Below are 19,703 nucleotides of genomic sequence, written 5' to 3'. Positions count from 1 at the left end.
CAGTGCTCTGGTTATAGCATTTTAGTTTTAAAACTTCCTGTACTTTGAGGTAATTTCAACCGTTTTCTTGCATACAGAAGTTTAGCTGGTTATCACTTAAAAGCAGTTACTTATATGTGCAGCAGCGCATATGATGTTTCCGTTATCCTCACAAAAGCAAGAAGGGCCGGGAAATTGCGAGACTCCTATGGGATGACAGTACATGGTGAGATCCCGGAGGGCGCTAGCCCGAGGAAGCTCACCGTACGCCCATGGAAAGCGAGTGATTTCCCGGCCCTTCAATCACTATTTTGGGACGGAAACGGCCAGAATGTCTCAAAACTGAATCCTACACTTAAGGGAGCATATATGAATATCAACATGGAACTTTAATAAAGCCTTAAATAAAGAGTACAAGAGGAGGGGAAAAGGATAGTGGAAGTGTTCGTAGCAAGGCAGCCGATTTTGGATGTAGACGATCAAATCTACGGTTTTGAACTACTTTATCGTAACAGTAAAGAAAATAACTTCCCTCCCACAGATGGAAATAAGGCAACGAAAGAAGTATTGATCAACAGTTTCGTTACGATCGGCCTCGAAAGGCTGTCTCATAATCGCCCTTGTTTTATCAACTTTACGGAGGATCTTTTAATGAAAAAAATCCCCGAATATTTCGATCCCCGTACGTTAGTTGTAGAAATCCTCGAGGATGTTTCATGGACAGGCGATTTACTTAAAGTATGCCGGGAGTTGAAGAGAAAAGGTTTTTCTATTGCGCTTGATGATGTGATGAGTATCTCTCAAACAGATATCGAAGGGCTTCTTTCTTATGTAAATATTATTAAGGTTGATATAAGACAGACGTGCCCGGAGATGCGAGTGAAGCTTGTTCAGGCAGCAAAAGCAGCAAAAATCACTTTGTTAGCAGAGAAAGTTGAAACAAAGGAAGAGCATCTTCAATGTGTGAAGGAAGGTTTTCAACTGTTTCAGGGCTATTATTACAGCAAGCCGGTTGTTTTATCTGCTGAGGACATCCCTTTATATGGATCGTCCTACTTTCAAGTTTTGAAAGAGCTGTCGACAGATAAAGATAAGATTGATTTAGAAAAAGTAATTGAAATATTTGAAGGAGATCTTACACTTACATATAAACTGCTAAGGATCATTAATTTTTCAGCAGAATTATCAGAGCCTATTCAGTCCATAAGGCAAGCGGTCACTATTTTAGGTGTGGACCCGTTAAAAAAATGGCTGTACGTTTTTACTGTCGAAGAGGGCGGACCAGCTCCTGCATCAAAGGAAATGATGAAGTCAAGCCTGCAGCGCGCTAAAATGTGTGAACAAATCGGAGTCAGTATCGGAAAGAGTCATCTTACAGAAGAATATTTCCTGACAGGATTAATGTCCGCCGTAGATGCTATGGTGAAACGACCGACTGAAGAAGTCATCTCCAATTTGCCGCTGGATTCAAACATTAAACAAGCACTGAGCGGAGAGGAAAACAGCCATCGTTTTATTCTTGATCTTGTCATTGCAATAGAGAAAGCTGAATTTGATGACTTAGAACATAAACTGCAAGGAATAGAGCTTACGCTGAGTGAACTGCTTGAAATTTTTGGTCAAGCCATTGCCTGGACAGAACAATTGTATAATAATCATTTGACGTTAGAAGAGCTAAGTTCCTAGATGAGTTGCGGCTTACTGGGTCGTGCGTCTTTTCCAGATAGGTAGATGATCTTACCTCTTTTCCTCTTTCTTTAATAGAGAATCTTTCTTCTATTTTAGTGTGCTAAGAAAGAATGTAATTCTACTGCATAGGATGATAGGGAAGGAGGAATCTTTGATGAATTATCGACCAGATACTAAATTCATTCATGGAGGGACTCGGGAAGAGCCCTATCACGGAAGCTTATCGACACCTATTTTTCAAACCTCGACCTTTACATTCCCAGATGCTGAAGAAGGAGCGTTGAGGTTTTCCGGTGAAAAAGATGGATATATCTACTCTCGTCTTAGTAATCCGACGGTCAAAGTCTTTGAGGAAAAAGTCGCCGTCGCCGAGGGAGCAGACATGGGACTTGCTTTTGCATCGGGTATGGCTGCCATTTCAGCTGTATTCACATCTCTTACGAGTGCCGGTGACCATATTATCTGCTCGAACGGAATCTATGGCTGCACCTTTGGATTACTCAAATTATTAAAAGAAAAATATCAAATCTCCCACGATTTTTGTGACATGAGGAATGAACAGCAGCTGCGTTCCATGATTCAGCCGAATACTAAATGTTTATTCATTGAATCACCTGCGAATCCTACGATGAAGCTGATAGACCTGGCGTGGACTGCCGATATCGCTCATGAGTGTGGGATCAAGGTAGTGGTGGATAATACATTTTCTTCCCCTTACCTGCAGCAGCCGCTTAGGCTGGGGTGCGATATAGTCGTTCATAGTGCCACAAAGTATTTAAGCGGACACGGAGATGTGATTGGCGGGGTCGTCGCCGGATCACGTTCATATATTCAGGAACTGGCTCAAACCGCACAAAAAGACTACGGTGGAATTATGGCTCCTATGGATGCATGGCTGTTGATCAGGGGCATGAAAACTTTGCCTATCCGGATGGACCGGCATAGCAGTAATGCAGTGAATATTGTTGAAAAACTGAAGCAGCATCCACGTGTTGAGAAGGTAAACTACCCAACCGATAAAGATCATCCAGATTCATCATTCGCCCATAAGCAAATGTCGCAGGGGGGAGGCGTATTATCTTTTCAATTGAAGGGGGATAAAGGCGATGCGCAGCAGCTGATGAATCAATTGAAATTGGTCAGGATTGCTGTTAGCCTAGGAGATGCTGAAACACTTATTCAACATCCAGCCACAATGACTCATTCTCTTATTCCTGCAAAAGATCGCGAAGCTATGGGTATCAATGATTCACTTTTAAGGCTTTCCGTCGGTTTGGAAGCTTGGCAGGATATTTGGTTCGACCTTCTGCAGGCACTAGAAGGGTGTGCGCATAAACGATGATGACTGCCTCGGGCTGGATGAGATGGCCGGCCCTACATATGATAAGGTTTACTGTTATATTTTAAGGGAAAGTGAAGAGTATTCAGTTTATACCAAAAAGAACCCAAGATTATAACAACGAAAGGAAGATGATGATCATGTTAAAAAAGCTATTCGGTAAAAAAAGTGTAGAGGAACAAATCGTTGCCCCTATCAGCGGCAAAGTAGTCTCCCTTGATGAAGTTCCAGACCCGGTCTTCAGTCAACGTATGATGGGCGACGGTGTAGCTATTGAGCCTACGAACGGAGAAGTTGTCAGCCCGGTAGATGGAGAAATCGTACAATTATTCCCTACCAATCACGCGGTAGGTATTAAAACGAAATCTGGTGTTGAAGTACTTGTCCATATCGGTCTTGAGACCGTAGCTATGGAAGGGGAAGGCTTTGAAGGGCACATCACTACAGGAGATCAAGTCAAAGCGGGCGATAAACTTGTCACTTTTGATACAGCTCTTGTAGAAGAAAAAGCTAAAAGCACTATTACTCCGATTGTCATCACGAACTATGATGATATTGTAGAAAGCTTTGAACCTACTTACAGCGAAACGGCCAATGCTGGAGAGACTCATATCATCAAACTACAGACTAAATAATTGCACCATAAAAGAACCTGACGTTACGTGACGTTGGGTTCTTTTACCATATGGAAGACTTGAATGAAGGAGAGGTCAACATGTCTGATAAAGATACAGCACTTCGTCAGCAAGCAATGAGTGAAATCTTTACACACGAAACTACAGTAAGTGGAGATCCTTACCGGCTTACTTTCCACCATATGCCGCCTGTAGGGTTGATGAACGATCCGAACGGCCTGATTCAGTGGAAAGGGGAGTATCATCTTTTTTATCAATGGATGCCTTTTAAACCGGATCATGGAGAAAAATTTTGGGGTCATTACATATCAAAGGATTTAGTTCACTGGAAGCATGAAGGAATCGCGCTTGCTCCTTCTGAATGGTACGACAAAGACGGCTGTTACTCGGGAAGCGCTGTTTCTCATGAAGATACCTTATACCTTTTTTATACAGGTAACGTGTTTAATGATAAGGGCGATCAGGAGGAGTATCAATGTGTAGCCATCTCTACAGACGGCGTCCATTTTGAGAAGAAAGGGCCTGTCATTCACGTGCCTAATGGGTATACGGGCGACTTCAGGGATCCTAAAGTATGGAAAAAAGAGCACAAGTGGTATATGGTCGTAGGGGCGAAAAATCAAAAGGCACAAGGGAAAGTCCTCATGTATGAATCAGATGATTTACTTCAGTGGGAGTTCCTCGGACCGATTGCCGGGTCCAATGAAAATCGTCTCGGCGATTTCGGCTATATGTGGGAATGTCCAGACATGTTTGAACTGGACGGCACCGATATCCTGCTAGTTTCACCACAAGGCCTTCAGCCAGATGGAATGAAATACAACAACACCTACCAAACGGGCTATTTTGCGGGAGAGCTGTCTTTTACTGAACCCAGTCTTGAACATGGGGCATTTGTCGAATTGGACCGTGGTTTTGAATTCTATGCTCCTCAGACTTTCATAGATGATAAAGGGAGAAGAATCATGTTTGGCTGGATGGGCGTCCCAGAACAAATGGAACAGTCCCATCCGACTGTCAACAGCAAATGGATCCACTGTCTCACTGTACCGCGTGTATTAGAATGGAATGGAGAGCAAATTATCCAGTACCCCGTTCCGGAATTAGAGGAGATGAGAGAGGCCGTCCTCTTACATTCTGAGATTACGATCGAAAATGACCAAAAGGCCATAAGAGGCATTGAAGGAAGACCGATTGAACTACAGATAGATTTTGAACAGCTTGATGACCAGTTTGCGATTGAGCTCTTCCATTATATCTCGTTCAGTTATACAAAAAGGGACGGAACCCTTACTTTATCGAGACCGCACCTCGAGGACAAAAGTCAAACAGAGTTTCGACGGACGGTGTTAAAAGAGGAACTGAAAAAGCTGCATATTTTAATCGATACTTCTTCTATAGAAATTTTTGTGAATGGAGGTAAGGAAGTATTTACAAGCCGGATGTTTCCACAGCCTGAAGATGAAGACATCTTATTCACCTCTCTTGGAGAAACGACTTTTTCCATCGAGCAATGGAAGTTAAGCGGATATGTGTACGAGTGATACTCATTAAGGAAACAATCGATATGTTACTATAAGGATATCGAAAGCGTACAGAGGAGCAGAAAGATGAGAGAGTCAAAAATTAAAGCTAATGAACGCAGAGAACATATTCTTACACTATTAAGACAAGCCGTGCACCCTTTAAAAGGAAGTGCACTGGCAGAACAGATGAGTGTTACGAGACAAGTAATTGTTGGCGACATTTCATTGTTAAAAGCAGCAGGAGAGCCAATTATCGCTACGAGTCAAGGTTATGTCTACATGGCGGATTCTAAAGATCAATTACCCTACAAAAAAATGATTGTATGTCAACACGGCAAAGACCAGGTTAGAGAAGAGTTGAATATTCTTGTGGATCATGGAGTGCATGTAATGGACGTCATCGTAGAACATCCAGTGTATGGAGATATTACTGCGAGCCTTGGTCTCTCTACACGTAAGGATGTGGAGAGGTTCCTGGAACGTATAGAAACGACCGGTGCTACTTTCCTCTCAGATTTGACATCAGGCATCCATACACATACGATTGCCGCAAGAGAAGAAGAATCGCTGCAAGGGGCTGTGAATGAATTAGCCGCCAAAGGAATATTGTTAGAATCATAAATTACTTCATAATTTGTGGAAGGTTTTGGATACCTAAAGGCTCGGTCGTTTTTTGACCGAGCCTTTTAACATGCTTAATTTAAGTTTTTCAATTAACGCTCCCTTTAGTGGAAGACTCAGTTTCGAGACAAAATGAGAATTTAGGGGCTCCGGGAAACGGATCGCTTTCCGGGGCGAGCACTGACGATAAGACTCCTTTTGTAATAGCCGAAGTGCTTCGTTCAGTGGCGTATGGACTGGACTTAGCTGCCTGAGTAGTCATAAGAAACACAAAGAGTGATGGGCTTTGCGATGTTGACTTATCGAACAGAAATGAAGAAAGTCCTGCTAACCGCTAAGCGTCCAAGCTTGAATACGCAAGTAAGTTGAAATCGCGGCAGTCACTTCATAATGAATAGGTTGGTTGGGGAACGTTGGTACAAGAGAGTTTTTTCTTCTCATGTCTTAGTTCCGTCTCTTAATATAAGTTAGGTGGTTTTAGGAATGGGTGGGACTCCTGTGGGAAAAGAGTGATTGGTGAGATACCGGAAGGCGACAGCCTGAGGAAGCTCACTGCAATCCCACGGAAAGCGAGCCCATTCCTAAAACCACCTTCCACTCATCACGATGACGGAACAGCAGATATTCCACAGGGCTTTAGCCCGAAGAAGCTCGCCAGTTCCCCCACAGGAAAGCGAGTAGCTTCCCAACCACCACTGACTCTTAATTGGGCAACGACCCCCGGCTATCTTGAAATCAAGTCTTCCACTATCCTGCCAATTTGTTTTTAAAATTTTTTACAGTCTATATATCAATTCTTACCCTGTTCCTTTTGCCTTAATAGTCTCCATTTTTCAGTCAACTGTGCTGTAGGTTGGGGGAACCTATACACCAGAGTGGTGCGAATGCGGTGGTCTGTGCTTTCCTTTCAACTCAGTAGAACAGAAAGCTGCTTTCTCGAGCTCTGAGAAAATAGCATTCTCTTTGAAACCCTCTTTTTGATTTATGAAGAAAGGATAAATATGCTATAGTGAAGAGTAGTTGTTAAGAAAAGGAAGGTGTGTCAAGTTGGACATAATACCATACATTTTCAGTACCATTATCATTCTGAACGTTCTGCTGGCACTAGCTATCATTTTCCTTGAACGCAGGGACGCAAGCTCCACCTGGGCGTGGCTTATGGTGTTACTATTTATCCCGGTAGCCGGATTCTTCCTTTATTTAATCTTCGGAAGGCGTTTAAGTAATAAGGAGATTTTCATATGGGATAAAAAGAGCCGTCTCGGTTTATTGACAGCTGTACAAAATCAATTGAGTGAGATTAAAGACCGCACCCTTAAAGTTCAGCACAAAGACATCGTGCCTTATGAAGATTTGATATATATGCATTTGAAAAATAACGACGCATTGCTGACTCAGGATAATGAAGTGGAAGTCTTCACGGATGGCCAGAAAAAATTCCACGCTTTACTAGAGGATATCGAAGGAGCAACGGATCATGTCCACCTCCTTTACTATATCGTACGGGATGACCAGCTTGGTCAGCGGCTGGCGGAAGTACTGATAAGGAAGGCGAAGGAAAATGTGGAAGTTAAGCTTCTATATGATGATATGGGATCAAGGACGCTGAGCCGGAAATTCATTAAAAAGATTGAAGAAGCGGGCGGCATGGTCGAATCATTTTTTCCACCTCTTATTCCCAAATTGAACATGAAAATCAATTATCGGAATCATAGAAAACTAGCTATTATCGATGGGAAAATTGGATATACCGGCGGATTCAACATAGGCGACGAATACTTGGGGTACAACAAACGATTTGGGTACTGGAGAGATACACATTTGAGAGTGAGGGGTGGAGCCGTTCATAACATGCAGACCCGTTTCATTCTCGATTGGAACCAAGCTTCCCGCGATGACATCTATTATAATGAACGATATTATCAAGCGGAAGCCGAAGGTGATGTCGCGATGCAGATCGTATCAAGCGGACCTGATTCGGAATGGGAGCAAATTAAACATGGCTACATAAAAATGATTCTTTCAGCCAAAGAGTATGTTTATATCCAAACTCCTTACTTTATTCCTGATGACAGTCTTCTGGATGCACTGAGAATCGCTGTATTATCAGGAGTAGACGTACGGATCATGATACCCAAAATGCCCGACCATCCCTTTGTGTATTGGGCTACTTTTTCAAACATAGGGGATATGCTTAAAGCGGGAGCAACGGCCTACATCTATCAAAAAGGCTTTCTGCACGCCAAAACAATTGTAGTTGATGGAAATATTGCTTCAGTTGGGACAGCGAATATCGATGTGCGGAGTTTCAGATTGAATTTCGAAGTGAATGCTTTTCTATACCACCCGGATGTCGCTCGTGAATTAGCCGATCGGTTTCACGAGGACATCATAGACTCTTCACAATTGACGTTCAAATTATATAAAAAGCGCTCCCTTTGGATTCGATTCAAAGAAGCAATCGCTCGACTGCTTTCTCCGATTTTGTAAAACAGTCGTTTAAGAGGATTACGAGTTGAAAATAAAATGCTGCACCATTGCAAGACCCAAATCACATATGATTTGGGTCTTTTTTTTGAATAGGTGGAGAAATTACTGCTAATGTCGTGATTATAACGGAACGTCAGGCAAAAAAGTGCTCTTAAAGCCGAGGCTTTAAGAACACGTCAGAAAGAGAGGTTATATTTAAATTATTGGGAGGAAAGCTTGAGCGAAGCTTCCATAGGTTCACCATCACGGTAACCTGTAACGTTTATATCATCACCAGCTTCTACATCGCTGTATAGATACTGGCGAAGGCTCATAAGTGAGTCAACGTCTTCGTCGTCAATTTTAGTAATTACATCATACTTTTGTAAGCCGGCGTCAGCGGCAGGAGAGGCATCTTCCACGCTGCCGACGAGTACACCCTTCGTTGCATCGCTTGGCAGGTTCAGTTCCCCTTCAAGAACTGAACGAGGGATCTGGCTGACGTCTTGCAGTTGAATCCCCATGTAAGGTCTCTGCACTTCTCCTGATGTTTCTAAATCGTCAATGATCGGTTTAGCAATATCCATTGGAATGGAAAAACCAATGCCTTCTACTTCTGCTTGAGCTATTTTCATAGAATTGATTCCTATGACTTCTCCTTGCAGATTGACCAGCGCACCCCCACTGTTGCCAGGATTGATGGCCGCATCGGTTTGAATAACTTCAGTTTCCCAGTCTGGCTGCTGGTCCCCGTTGATATCCACTGGTATGTTACGATTCAGGCCGCTTATAATCCCTTGTGTCGCTGATCCGGCGAATTCCATGCCGAGCGGGTTACCGATAGCTATGGCTGTTTGACCAACTTCAATGTCTTGAGCTGATCCTAGCTTCGCAACCTTGTCCACATGTTCACCATCTATTTGTAAAACGGCTAGATCTGAAAGCGGGTCGCTGCCCTTCAATTCGGCGTCCACTTTTGTACCATCATGTAAAATCACTTCGAGGGAGGAGGCGTTTTCAATCACGTGATGGTTTGTTGCCACAAAAGCCTGGTCGCCGTCTTTTTTATAAATGACCCCAGATCCAGTGCCGGCTTCTTGGCTGCCCTGTATTCCATTCTGGCTATTACTAATTCCTACGACTGCTTCTGATGTTTCGTTGATTGCCTGCGTCACTTCATTCTGATCATCCTGACCGATGTTGAGCTCATCAGCCTGTGCAGAGGGTTCATTCGTTTCTACGTTAATCGTAATACCCTTCCATTGAAAAACAGCAGTGATCAAAAACGCAGCGGCGATAGCACCGAGAACACCATAAGCAAATCCCGATCGTTTACGACTTTTTCTAGCTTTGTATTCTTCATTCATAATCGATTTCTGACCCCTTTCATAACAACTGATCATACGCTTGTTGTTCAATGGATTTCCTCTGTACAATTCATATTCTACTCATGAGATATGGAATGACTTCGGAGTAATTGTGGAAAAAGTATGTAATGTACATGGGAGCTTGTAAAATATGCGAGAATAGATATAGAATCCTTAATAAAGAGGAGGAAGAATCTATGAAACGGTCAATAGGTGTTGTGGAAGATGATCCGAACATTCGCGACATCGTAAAAGCATACTTAGATAAAGAGGGATATCACGTAGAAGCTCTCAATAGTGCGGAGAGAGCCTGGGAGTTCTTTGAGCAGTCTCCTCCTGATCTTTGGGTGCTTGATATTATGCTGCCTGGAATGGATGGATATGAATTTTGCAAAAGAATCCGCCAAACGTCTGAAGTACCAATTATCATCATTTCTGCAAAAGACGATGAAGTCGACAAGATTCTGGGACTTGAGCTTGGAGGGGATGATTATTTAACGAAGCCTTTCAGTCCAAGAGAATTAGTGGCTCGTGTTAAAAGGCAGCTAAAAAGGTGGACCGTCATGAAACCGGAAGAGGAAGAAACGTCCGATATGATTATCGAGGCTGGACACCTTTCTTTGAATGAGACAGAACGCAGTGCTTATTTCAAAGGAGAAGAAGTGGAAGTGACTACAAAAGAGTATGACCTTTTAAAAATTCTTGCCCGAAAGGAAAATCGTGCGTACAGCAGGGAGGAGCTGCTTATTAAAGTGTGGGGCGAAGATTACTTCGGCAGTGACCGGGCGGTGGACGATCTCGTGAAAAGACTGCGGAAAAAAATGAAAGACCTGCCGCTTGAAACCGTTTGGGGTCACGGCTACCGTCTTAGAGCCCACCGTGATAACTCATGAAATTACAGTACCAGTTGAACGCGGCATTTGCTGCGGTCATATTATTTGTCATGACGCTGACCGCATTTTTTATATACTCCTTACTAATGGACATGTTGATTCAGGATGAACGAGGGCAGTTGGAGGAAAGAGCGAAGCTGCTGTCACAAATTACGACGGAAGAGGACGCATCTGTACGTGTCCCTCAATTGACACGCCTCGTACAGGACCAGGATTACCCTTTATTGTTATTTGATTTAAGACAAGAGGAAGTCCTATTCAGCACTCTTCCAACAGAGACCGCCCTCGACTGGATGGAGAGATTCGAAGATGAATTGATCAACGAGGAAGTATGGGACAGTCAGGGAGAAAGTTACGTCGTATACAATATAGGGTTCGCCCCGAACAGCTCGCAGAGGATTCTGGTCATGGCCACCCCGCTGGATGATTTGCAGATCGTCCAAAACCAGTTCGCCCAGCGGATGGTGTTCGTATTCGTTGTCGGTCTGTTATTGGCGCTTGCTGTCAGTTACTTTATGACCAATCGCTTAGTCACGCCTTTAAGCCGCTTGCAAAAAGAAGTCAATAAAATCGAGAAACGCCAGTTCGACCAGGTCCAGCCTGTCAAATCAAGCGGGGAGATCAAGGAAGTGGAACGGAGCGTTCGTCACATGGCGGAAGAGCTGGAACGCTACATTAATACTCAAAAGCTATTTTTTCAAAATGCCTCCCACGAATTGAAAACTCCTTTGATGTCGATTCAAGGCTATGCTGAAGGGATCAAAGACGGAATTTTTACAGGGGCTGATGCCGATCGCGGTTTGGAAGTGATGGTCAGTGAAACAGAACGCCTCAAGAAAATCGTCAACGAAATGATTCTTCTCGCTAAATTAGACAGTAGTGAAGACGTGTATCACCCTGAGAACGTCAACTTGGTGGAGCTTGCGAATCAAGCAAAAGACAGGCTCTTTCCACTCGCTAATGAAAAAGGTGTGGAACTGAATCTTTATTCTGATGAATCCTTTTATAGCTTTGTGGACAGGGAACGAGTTCTGCAAGCTCTCATTAACATAGTGGGAAATGCAGTGCGGCATGCAGAGAACAGAGTGGATATTATTACGGAAACAGATAATGGCACTATTTCCATTCAAGTCATTGATGATGGCTCAGGCATCCCGGAAGAATTGTTATCCCAGCTATTCCAACGTTTTATAAAAGGAAAAGAAGGGGAAACAGGACTGGGTCTGGCAATATCAAGGGCCATTATCGAGCGAAGCGGCGGCACTATAGAAGCCAGGAATAATGCATCTTCTCAAGGGGCAACTTTTGAAATAAGTTTGCCGCAAAGGATGCAGCAGCAAAATTAATGATATACTAACCAGAGAACGATTCCATATGAAAGCGAGGAGACACAATGGACGCTAAAGCATGTATAGATTCATTGACCGTTAAAAATTCACACGTATTACCCCCAGACACCAATAGCCACGGTACCCTGTTCGGAGGCAGACTTATGGCTTATATAGATGATGTGGCTGCTATTGCTTCAGTACGTCACTGCAGAAAGCCGGTCGTCACCGCTTCTACAGACTCTGTCGACTTTTTACATCCTGTGCTTGAAGGAGATACAATCTGCCTTGAAGCTTTTGTCACGTGGACACACAACACTTCTATGGAAGTGTTTGTTAAAGCCGTAACGGAAAATCTGCTGACAGGAGAGCGTAAGCTTTGTACAACTGCCTTTTTATCGATGGTAGCTGTTGATGAAGATAATCAGCCAGCACCCGTTCCTCCGGTCTATCCGGAATCTGAAGAAGAAAAGTGGCTTCACGAAGGGGCAGCTAAACGTCATGAGTACCGAAAAGCCAGAAGGAAAGAATCCAAAGAATTAGCGGAAATGTTTGGAACTGACCTTCCTTGGAGAAAAGATAAGAAAATTTAATTCCAGAAGCAAAATGAGAGCCTGTTCTTCGAGTAGTGGGATACTTAATCACCAGTTTCCTGTATTTGGATGCAGATCTTCGTCTGAGAATGTTGTAAAATAGGGCCATTGGGAACTTTTAGCTCCCGATGGCTTTTTTTGTCGACTCTGTTAAATTTCCAAGTTAATAAATCATATAAGCTCCTTTATATTGAAGACTCAGTTTCCAGACATAGTGAGAGTTAAAGGGGTGGGAGAAGGAGGTAGGCGAGATCCCACAGGGCTGCAAGCCCGAGGAAGCTCGCCAGTTCCCCCACAGGAAAGCGAGTAGCTTCCCAGCTACACCTGACTCTTCATACGGCAACGAACCCAGTAATAAATCCAATAATCTTGATTTCAAGTCTTCCACTATCCCGCCATAGTGCTGGATAATCTTTTATGAGAAATCAAAAACGACGTGTAGCATAGCTTTTATTATTTGCCTTTGATAGAAGCTAATTGCGTTGTAATAGAATTGAATGCTCAAAAGTGTGAGGTGGGACTTGATCAGAGCTTCTAAGAACAGGAGCTATCTTAGATGTTTTGTATGAAAACCTTCAAATGAATTCCCAAGCTATGAATTTATTGATAAATTATTAGTTGAGTTTTTTTATACTGTTTAACTGAAAGACGAATGGGGAAATGACTAGCAATTGTAAAATAATTACTAATTTGGAGGTGCACGTTATGGAGAGTGTCATAGGGTTTTTAAACACCATTATTTGGGAATACATACTAATTTTTGTGCTGTTAGGTTTAGGTTTGTTCTTTAGTATCCGCCTTAAATTCGCTCAATTCACTTATATTCCTGAAATGTTCCGAGTTTTATTCGATAAGCGGGCGATTTCTGCTAAAGGAAAAAAAGGGACGTCTCCTTTCCAGGCCTTTGCCATTAGTACGGCTTCGCGGGTAGGGACAGGGAATCTGGCTGGTGTTGCAGCTGCCATTTCTATCGGAGGTCCAGGCGCAGTTTTCTGGATGTGGATGGTGGCCGTGTTAGGCGGTGCCTCAAGCTTTATCGAGAGTACACTTGCACAGATCTATAAAACCCCCGAAAAGTATCAATACCGCGGAGGACCGGCGTATTATATGGAGAAAGGTTTAAAGAATCGTAAGCTGGGAATCGCTTTCGCTATTGCCATAACATTTACGTACGGACTTGTCTTCAGTTCTGTCCAGTCCAATACGATCCGTTTAGCCTTTGAAGAGTCATTTAACGTTGGAAAATGGGGTCTTGGTCTACTGTTGACCGTCATCGTCGCACTCGTCATCTTTGGAGGTCTGAGAAGAATTGCCCAAGTCACACAGTTTGTCGTACCGATTATGGCTATTTTCTATATTATTCTAGCGCTCTATGTATTTTTCGGTAATATCGCTCAAGTTCCAGAAATGTTCGCTATGATCTTTCAAGGCGCTTTCGGTTTCAGGGAATTTGCTGGCGGTACCTTCGGCGGCATGATCCTGATCGGGATTCAGCGTGGCTTGTTCTCTAACGAAGCAGGTATGGGTAGTGCGCCGAACGCAGCAGCGACTTCTGAAGTTACCCACCCTGTAAAACAAGGCTTGATCCAAACGTTAGGTGTGTTTACGGACACCTTGATGATTTGTAGTGCCACAGCAATCATCATCTTGTTCTCAGGTGAATATATGGATAGCAATCTTGAAGGTATTCAAATTACCCAATTGGCTTTTGAGACGGAGTTAGGTGCATGGGCTGCGATCTTTATTGCAGTAGCGATTTTCCTGTTCGCCTTCAGTTCGATTGTAGGAAACTATTATTATGGTGAAACGAATCTCCAATTTATTAAGAAAAGTTCAGGTAATCTTTTCATATATCGTTTAGCTGTGTTAGCGATGGTCATGTTCGGTGCCGTTGCGGAATTCGCCCTCGTCTGGTCTCTAGCTGATCTATCTATGGGGATCATGGCTCTCATTAATCTATATGCCATCTTTAGGCTGGCAAAAGTGGCGTATGCTGCCTTGAAGGATTACACGATACAACGTAAGCAAGGTAAAGATCCGGTCTTTTACCAGGATCACTTGCCGGGAGTGGAAGGAATGGATTACTGGAGACGTGATCAATCGAACGAGAAACAGGCACAATCTCGCTGATCGGTATAGAAACTACGCTCCCGCAGAGGGCAGCGTAGTTTTTATTTTGAACGTGATGATAGGGGCGAAAGCCTCACATATGATACAGTAGGATTAGATTGATAATAAGAGGTGGGCACGATGAGTATTTTGTCTGTTGAAAATATGAGCAAGAGCTATGGAGATAAAACGTTATTTGATAACCTTTCATTCACAATTTCTACGGCACAGAGAATCGGGCTGATCGGCGTAAATGGAACAGGTAAATCATCTCTATTGAAAATTATAGCTGATTTGGAAACGGCGGACACTGGCAATAAGCAGCATGCGAAGGATTTTACGATTGAATATCTGCCTCAGGAACCGCAGCTCGATGGTGATTTAACCGTGCTCCAACAAATCTATTACGGTGACTCAGAGGTTATGACCGTCATCCGTGAATATGAGCAAATATTGCAGGAGCTTGAAGCCCAGCCTGAGGATACGGCTGTGCAAGAACGGATGATGAAGCTGCAGCAGCAAATGGATGAGAAAGATGCATGGGAAGCCAATACAGCTGCAAAAACGATTTTGACCAAACTCGGTATTGAATCTTTTGATAAAAAGGTCAGTGAATTATCAGGCGGCCAGAAAAAGCGGGTAGCTATCGCGAAATCTCTCATTCAGCCTGCGGATCTGCTGCTTCTGGATGAGCCGACCAACCATCTCGATAATGAAACGATAGAGTGGCTTGAAGGCTACCTGGCTCAATACAAAGGTTCGTTGATTGTCGTCACTCACGACCGCTACTTTTTGAATCGAGTGACGAACTTTATATTTGAATTGGATCGCGGGACGTTATATACGTACGTTGGAAACTATGAAACCTTCCTTGAAAAAAAAGCGGAAAGAGAAGAATGGGAACGTCAGGCTGAAGAGAAACACCAGAATGCTCTAAGGCGGGAGCTGGCCTGGCTGAAAAGAGGCGCTAAAGCAAGGACGACGAAGCAGAAAGCAAGAAAGCAGCGCGTCGAAGCTATGCAGGAAGAGGACTTTGATACTAAGAAACAAGACGTTGATATGGCGATTGGTTCTACCCGTCTTGGTAAACAAGTAATCGAATTAACAGGAATTTCCCATTCCTTTGGCAGCCAGCAGATCATTGATGATTTCAATTATTTGATGGTCCCTGAAGAAAGAATAGGAATCATAGGACCGAATGGTTCAGGAAAGACGACGCTGCTTAATATCATGGCGGAGCGGATCTCTCCTCAATCTGGAGAGGTTGCTGTAGGTTCGACTGTGAAAATAGGGTACTACACTCAGGATCATGAAGAAATTGACGGTTCTCTAAAAGTCATCGAATACATCAAAGAAGTGGCGGAGGTCATCTCGACTGCTGATGGAGATGAAATAACAGCCGAGCAGATGCTGGAACGTTTCTTATTTCCAAGAGCACAGCAATGGACGTACATCTCACGTTTATCAGGGGGAGAACGTCGTCGATTATACTTGCTGCGTGTTCTCATGAAAGAGCCGAACGTGCTGTTCTTGGATGAGCCGACGAATGACCTGGATACTGAGACGTTAAGTGTATTAGAAGATTACTTGGATCAGTTTCCTGGAGTAGTGGTCACCGTTTCCCACGACCGGTACTTTTTGGATCGGGTCGTCGATAAGCTGCTCGCCTTTAAAGGTGGAGGGAAGATTCAGCGCTTTTTCGGGAATTATTCTGATTTTCTTGAGAAACAGCAGCAGGAAAAGCAGGAGAAAGTTGCAAAAAACACAGCTCCTTCAGAACAGGAAACGACGCGCAGGTCTAATCGCAAGCGAAAACTCTCCTATCGTGAAAAGCAAGAGTGGGCGACGATTGAAGATGAAATTGGTGAACTTGAAGAAAAAATAGAAGAAATAGATACACAAATGGCTGCCGAAGCCGCAAATTATAGTAAAGTAGAAGAATTATCAAAAGATAAAGAAACGCTGGAACAACAGCTTGAACAGAAAATGGAACGTTGGGAAGAGCTGACGTTGATTGTGGAAGAAGTGGAACAATGATTTCACATGGGACCCGGGTGAATATGCCCGGGTTTCTTTTTTGTAATCGATGCAGAGTTATGAAATAATTGAGAGCGGATACATGCACTTAATCAATTAAAGAAGAGAGGTTTTTCACATGAATTTTCCTAGTCAGAATAAATTAGAGAAGTATGCGGAACTTGCTTTGAAAACGGGAGTCAACCTGCAAAATGATCAGCGGCTGATGATTAATTCGTCCGTAGAAGGCGCCCCTTTTACACGGGTGGTCGCTAGAAAAGCTTATGAAATGGGAGCGAAAGATGTCTACATAGTCTGGGCGGACGATGAGCTTACCCGGTTGCGATACGAACATGCGGATGTAGAAGTATTAAAAGAAGTGCCTAGCTGGCAGCAGGATATGTTCGATTATTTTGGGGCAGAAGGGGCTGCGATTTTATCAATTCGTTCGACGGATCCAGACTTGCTGAAGGGGATTGACGCAGGAAAAGTTGCCGCAGCTAACAAAGCTCGAGCTGAAGCAATGACGAATTTCAGAAATTATACAATGAATGACCGCATTCAGTGGTCGATCATCAGTATCCCGATTCCAGCATGGGCTCAAAAGATTTACCCGGGTGAATCGCAAGAGAACGCCGTTGATAAGCTTTGGGAACAAATTTTCAGTATTGTCCGCGTCGATAAAGAAGATCCAGTAGCCGCGTGGGATGAACATAACCGGACGCTGCGCCAGGCGCGTGAGTTTTTGAATAAAAAGCAATATCAGAAGCTGGTTTACTCAGCTCCAGGCACGGAACTTGAGGTAGAGCTTCCTAAAGGCCATGTGTGGAAAGGCGGCTCGGCGAAAACGGAAAAAGACAACATTCCTTTCAATCCGAATATGCCGACAGAAGAGGTTTTTACAGCTCCTCATAAATATGGAGTGAATGGCCACGTCTCCAGCACAAAACCGCTCAACTATGGCGGGAATGTAATCGACAACTTCACGTTAACGTTCAAAGATGGAAAAGTCGTAGATTATAAAGCAGAAGAGGGAGAAGAGACATTGAAGCACCTCCTGGACACGGACGAGGGATCCAAGCATTTAGGGGAGCTTGCTTTAGTGCCGCACGAGTCTCCTATTTCTCAGTCCGGTTTGATTTTCTATAACACGTTATATGATGAGAATGCTTCGTGCCACTTAGCTTTAGGAAAAGCTTATCCGAATAACGTGGAAGGCGGTTCGACGATGAGTGATAAAGAATTGGATGAAAATGGAGTAAACCACAGCTTAAGTCATGTAGACTTCATGATGGGCTCTGGGGAACTTGATATCGATGGAGTTCTTGAGGATGGTATGAAAGAGCCGGTCATGCGAAATGGAAGCTGGTCTTTAAATTTTGAATCGTAATATGCAAAAGCGCTGAGATGCTCAGCGCTTTTTTTGTGCACGAGAGGCTGGATTTTGAAGTTTTCACTCCATTCGCGTGCATTTTTTGACAATTTTTTTGTGTTTCAACCATAAAGGACTATAATACCTCCATTGAAAGAACTTTTTCGATCAAACCGACCCACACCTTTAACATGGAGCGGAAAAGGGAATATCAACAGTAGAGAAATGGGGGAGACTCATGGAAATATATGATACAGCTATAGTAGGGGCAGGATTCGGCGGACTCGCTGCCGGAGCTAAGTTAAGCCAGCAGGGTTACAATGTCGCAGTGTTTGAAGCATCCAATGAGCTTGGAGGGAGTGCTGGAAAATACGAACGGCAAGGCTATCGCTTTCAATCTGGAGCCACTTTAGGAATGGGGTTTGAAGAAGGCGGTGTATTTGACTCTCTTTATGACTCTTTAGGGATCGAAAAACCGCCGATGACATTGCTCAATCCAATTATGGATATTCATTTACCGGATCGTACGATTCATTATTATCGCGAGCGACACGAATGGTATCTAGAGATTGACAGGCATTTCCCTGATGTGAAAGAACAGGTGAAGGCATTTTATGATGAGGTCTTTCGTGTAGGGGCAATAGTGGATAAGCTCGTATTAGAGCTGCCGATCTTCCCGCCGCGGACGATGAGCGATTGGCTGGGTATGCTGCCAGCAGTCAATATCGATTCCAGCAGGCTGATTCCTTACTTAACGCAAACCATTCAGCAGAGACTTAAGAAATTCGGTCTGGCGGACCATTCTTTATTCGTTACTTTTCTTAACGGAGAATTAATGGACAGTGTGCAGACGAGCGTCGATCGTTGTCCGGCATTTTTAGGGTATGCTGCGCTGCAAACCTTCCATAAAGGGGCTTATGCTGTTCATGGAGGGTTAGCCACTATTGCCGAGCAGCTCGCTGAATTTATCAAACAGCAGGGCGGTACTGTTTTCATGAGACACCCGATTTATGGGATCACTGAAGAGGAAGGCAGCTTCAGATTGAAAACGAAGCGGGAGAAAGTGTATAAGAGTAAGCAAGTCATTCTCAACAATTCTGCTCACAATTTACACGATACATTGTCAGCAAAGTTAGCCGAGCGCTCTTATATAAAAAAGGAAAAAGAAGAATCGAGGGAAGCGTGGGGGGCTTTCATCATTCACGCTGGGGTAAAGGAAGAGGTATTTTCCGATACGTCGAGCCTTTACCATCAATTCATCGATCCCGGAAACCCTGAAGGCCTGCACGATGGCGGCCAGTTTTTACTATCTTTATCGAGCGGAGAAGACAGCGGAATGGCCCCTCCGGGCATGCGTTCACTGACTCTGTCTACTCATACTGATCTGGCGAAATGGTGGGACAAAGAACATTATGATTCCAGAAAGCAATTGATGCATGACCGGTTGATCAATATTGTCGATCACTATTTCAAAGGATTTTCAGACGGGCTTGATATAGTTCTTCCAGGAACTCCTGTCACTTTTCAAAAATGGCTGAGGCGGAACAGCGGTAAAGTAGGAGGTTACGCCCCAACCGGCAGATTCAGCTGGTTGAACAGTTATTCCGTCAGAACAGGAGTGAAAAATATTTATCAATGCGGGGATACTACGTTTCCCGGCGCTGGAACATTAGGTGTAACTTTATCGGGTCTCATGGCTGCAAAATTAGTTTCTAAACAGGGTTGAGCGTGAAAAATGAGGGTATAAGTAATTAGATAGATAAGTGG

14 protein-coding genes are annotated in these 19,703 nt (G+C 43.7%); 13 read left to right on the top strand and 1 reads right to left on the bottom strand.

Features of this window, described 5'->3' with window-relative positions; all coding sequences use genetic code 11:
• The first annotated feature begins 414 nt into the window (after positions 1 to 414).
• The 6 genes from O2Q26_RS12555 (at position 415) to cls (ending at position 8,279) form a co-directional block, all read left to right on the top strand.
• Positions 415 to 1,665 (top strand): EAL and HDOD domain-containing protein, encoded by a 1,251-nt coding sequence (locus O2Q26_RS12555; RefSeq protein WP_289216225.1) that lies wholly within the window; start codon positions 415 to 417, stop codon positions 1,663 to 1,665.
• Between the two features lie 157 nt (positions 1,666 to 1,822).
• Complete coding sequence (gene megL, locus O2Q26_RS12550) at positions 1,823 to 3,010, top strand: methionine gamma-lyase (RefSeq protein ID WP_289216224.1); 1,188 nt, start codon at positions 1,823 to 1,825, stop codon at positions 3,008 to 3,010.
• Between the two features lie 137 nt (positions 3,011 to 3,147).
• A complete protein-coding gene (locus tag O2Q26_RS12545) occupies positions 3,148 to 3,642 on the top strand; it encodes a PTS sugar transporter subunit IIA (protein WP_289216223.1) in 495 nt (164 codons plus the stop codon).
• Between the two features lie 80 nt (positions 3,643 to 3,722).
• On the top strand, positions 3,723 to 5,186 hold the full coding sequence (locus O2Q26_RS12540; protein ID WP_289216222.1) for a glycoside hydrolase family 32 protein: 1,464 nt from the start codon (positions 3,723 to 3,725) through the stop codon (positions 5,184 to 5,186).
• A gap of 66 nt (positions 5,187 to 5,252) precedes the next feature.
• Positions 5,253 to 5,789: a transcription repressor NadR gene (locus O2Q26_RS12535; protein ID WP_289216221.1), complete on the top strand. Its 537-nt coding sequence runs from the start codon at positions 5,253 to 5,255 to the stop codon at positions 5,787 to 5,789.
• Positions 5,790 to 6,836: 1,047 nt separating this feature from the next.
• Positions 6,837 to 8,279 carry a cardiolipin synthase gene (gene cls / locus O2Q26_RS12530; protein WP_289216220.1) on the top strand — a complete coding sequence of 481 codons (1,443 nt, stop codon included), beginning with the start codon at positions 6,837 to 6,839 and terminating at the stop codon, positions 8,277 to 8,279.
• Positions 8,280 to 8,479: 200 nt separating this feature from the next.
• Here the strand turns inward: cls and O2Q26_RS12525 are convergent, their stop codons facing one another.
• On the bottom strand, positions 8,480 to 9,625 hold the full coding sequence (locus O2Q26_RS12525) for a S1C family serine protease (protein ID WP_289216219.1): 1,146 nt from the start codon (positions 9,623 to 9,625) through the stop codon (positions 8,480 to 8,482).
• 197 nt (positions 9,626 to 9,822) lie between these two features.
• On the opposite strand from O2Q26_RS12525, the gene O2Q26_RS12520 reads away from it, so the two are divergent.
• The 7 genes from O2Q26_RS12520 to O2Q26_RS12490 all read left to right on the top strand — a co-directional run bounded on the left by O2Q26_RS12520 (position 9,823) and on the right by O2Q26_RS12490 (position 19,662).
• Complete coding sequence (locus tag O2Q26_RS12520) at positions 9,823 to 10,518, top strand: response regulator transcription factor (protein WP_289216218.1); 696 nt, start codon at positions 9,823 to 9,825, stop codon at positions 10,516 to 10,518.
• On the top strand, positions 10,515 to 11,864 hold the full coding sequence (locus tag O2Q26_RS12515; RefSeq protein WP_289216217.1) for a sensor histidine kinase: 1,350 nt from the start codon (positions 10,515 to 10,517) through the stop codon (positions 11,862 to 11,864). The genes O2Q26_RS12520 and O2Q26_RS12515 overlap by 4 nt, the downstream gene beginning before the upstream one ends.
• Positions 11,865 to 11,911: 47 nt before the next feature.
• The gene (locus O2Q26_RS12510) at positions 11,912 to 12,439 is read left to right on the top strand and encodes an acyl-CoA thioesterase (RefSeq protein WP_289216216.1); all 528 of its coding nucleotides are present in this window, start codon (positions 11,912 to 11,914) and stop codon (positions 12,437 to 12,439) included.
• Positions 12,440 to 13,135: 696 nt separating this feature from the next.
• Positions 13,136 to 14,569, top strand: coding sequence for an alanine/glycine:cation symporter family protein (locus tag O2Q26_RS12505; protein ID WP_390216188.1), 1,434 nt, complete (start codon positions 13,136 to 13,138; stop codon positions 14,567 to 14,569).
• A gap of 120 nt (positions 14,570 to 14,689) precedes the next feature.
• Positions 14,690 to 16,585 carry an ABC-F family ATP-binding cassette domain-containing protein gene (locus O2Q26_RS12500; protein WP_289216214.1) on the top strand — a complete coding sequence of 632 codons (1,896 nt, stop codon included), beginning with the start codon at positions 14,690 to 14,692 and terminating at the stop codon, positions 16,583 to 16,585.
• A 118-nt stretch (positions 16,586 to 16,703) separates the two neighbouring features.
• The gene (locus O2Q26_RS12495; RefSeq protein ID WP_289216213.1) at positions 16,704 to 17,954 is read left to right on the top strand and encodes an aminopeptidase; all 1,251 of its coding nucleotides are present in this window, start codon (positions 16,704 to 16,706) and stop codon (positions 17,952 to 17,954) included.
• Between the two features lie 220 nt (positions 17,955 to 18,174).
• Positions 18,175 to 19,662, top strand: a complete 1,488-nt coding sequence (locus O2Q26_RS12490) for a phytoene desaturase family protein (protein ID WP_289216212.1) — start codon at positions 18,175 to 18,177, stop codon at positions 19,660 to 19,662.
• Positions 19,663 to 19,703: the final 41 nt, after the last annotated feature.

The sequence above is a fragment of the Halobacillus campisalis genome, assembly GCF_030345335.1.
In the GTDB taxonomy this organism is placed as follows: domain Bacteria; phylum Bacillota; class Bacilli; order Bacillales; family Halobacillaceae; genus Halobacillus_A; species Halobacillus_A campisalis.
This window is presented reverse-complemented; position numbering and strand designations above follow the sequence as displayed.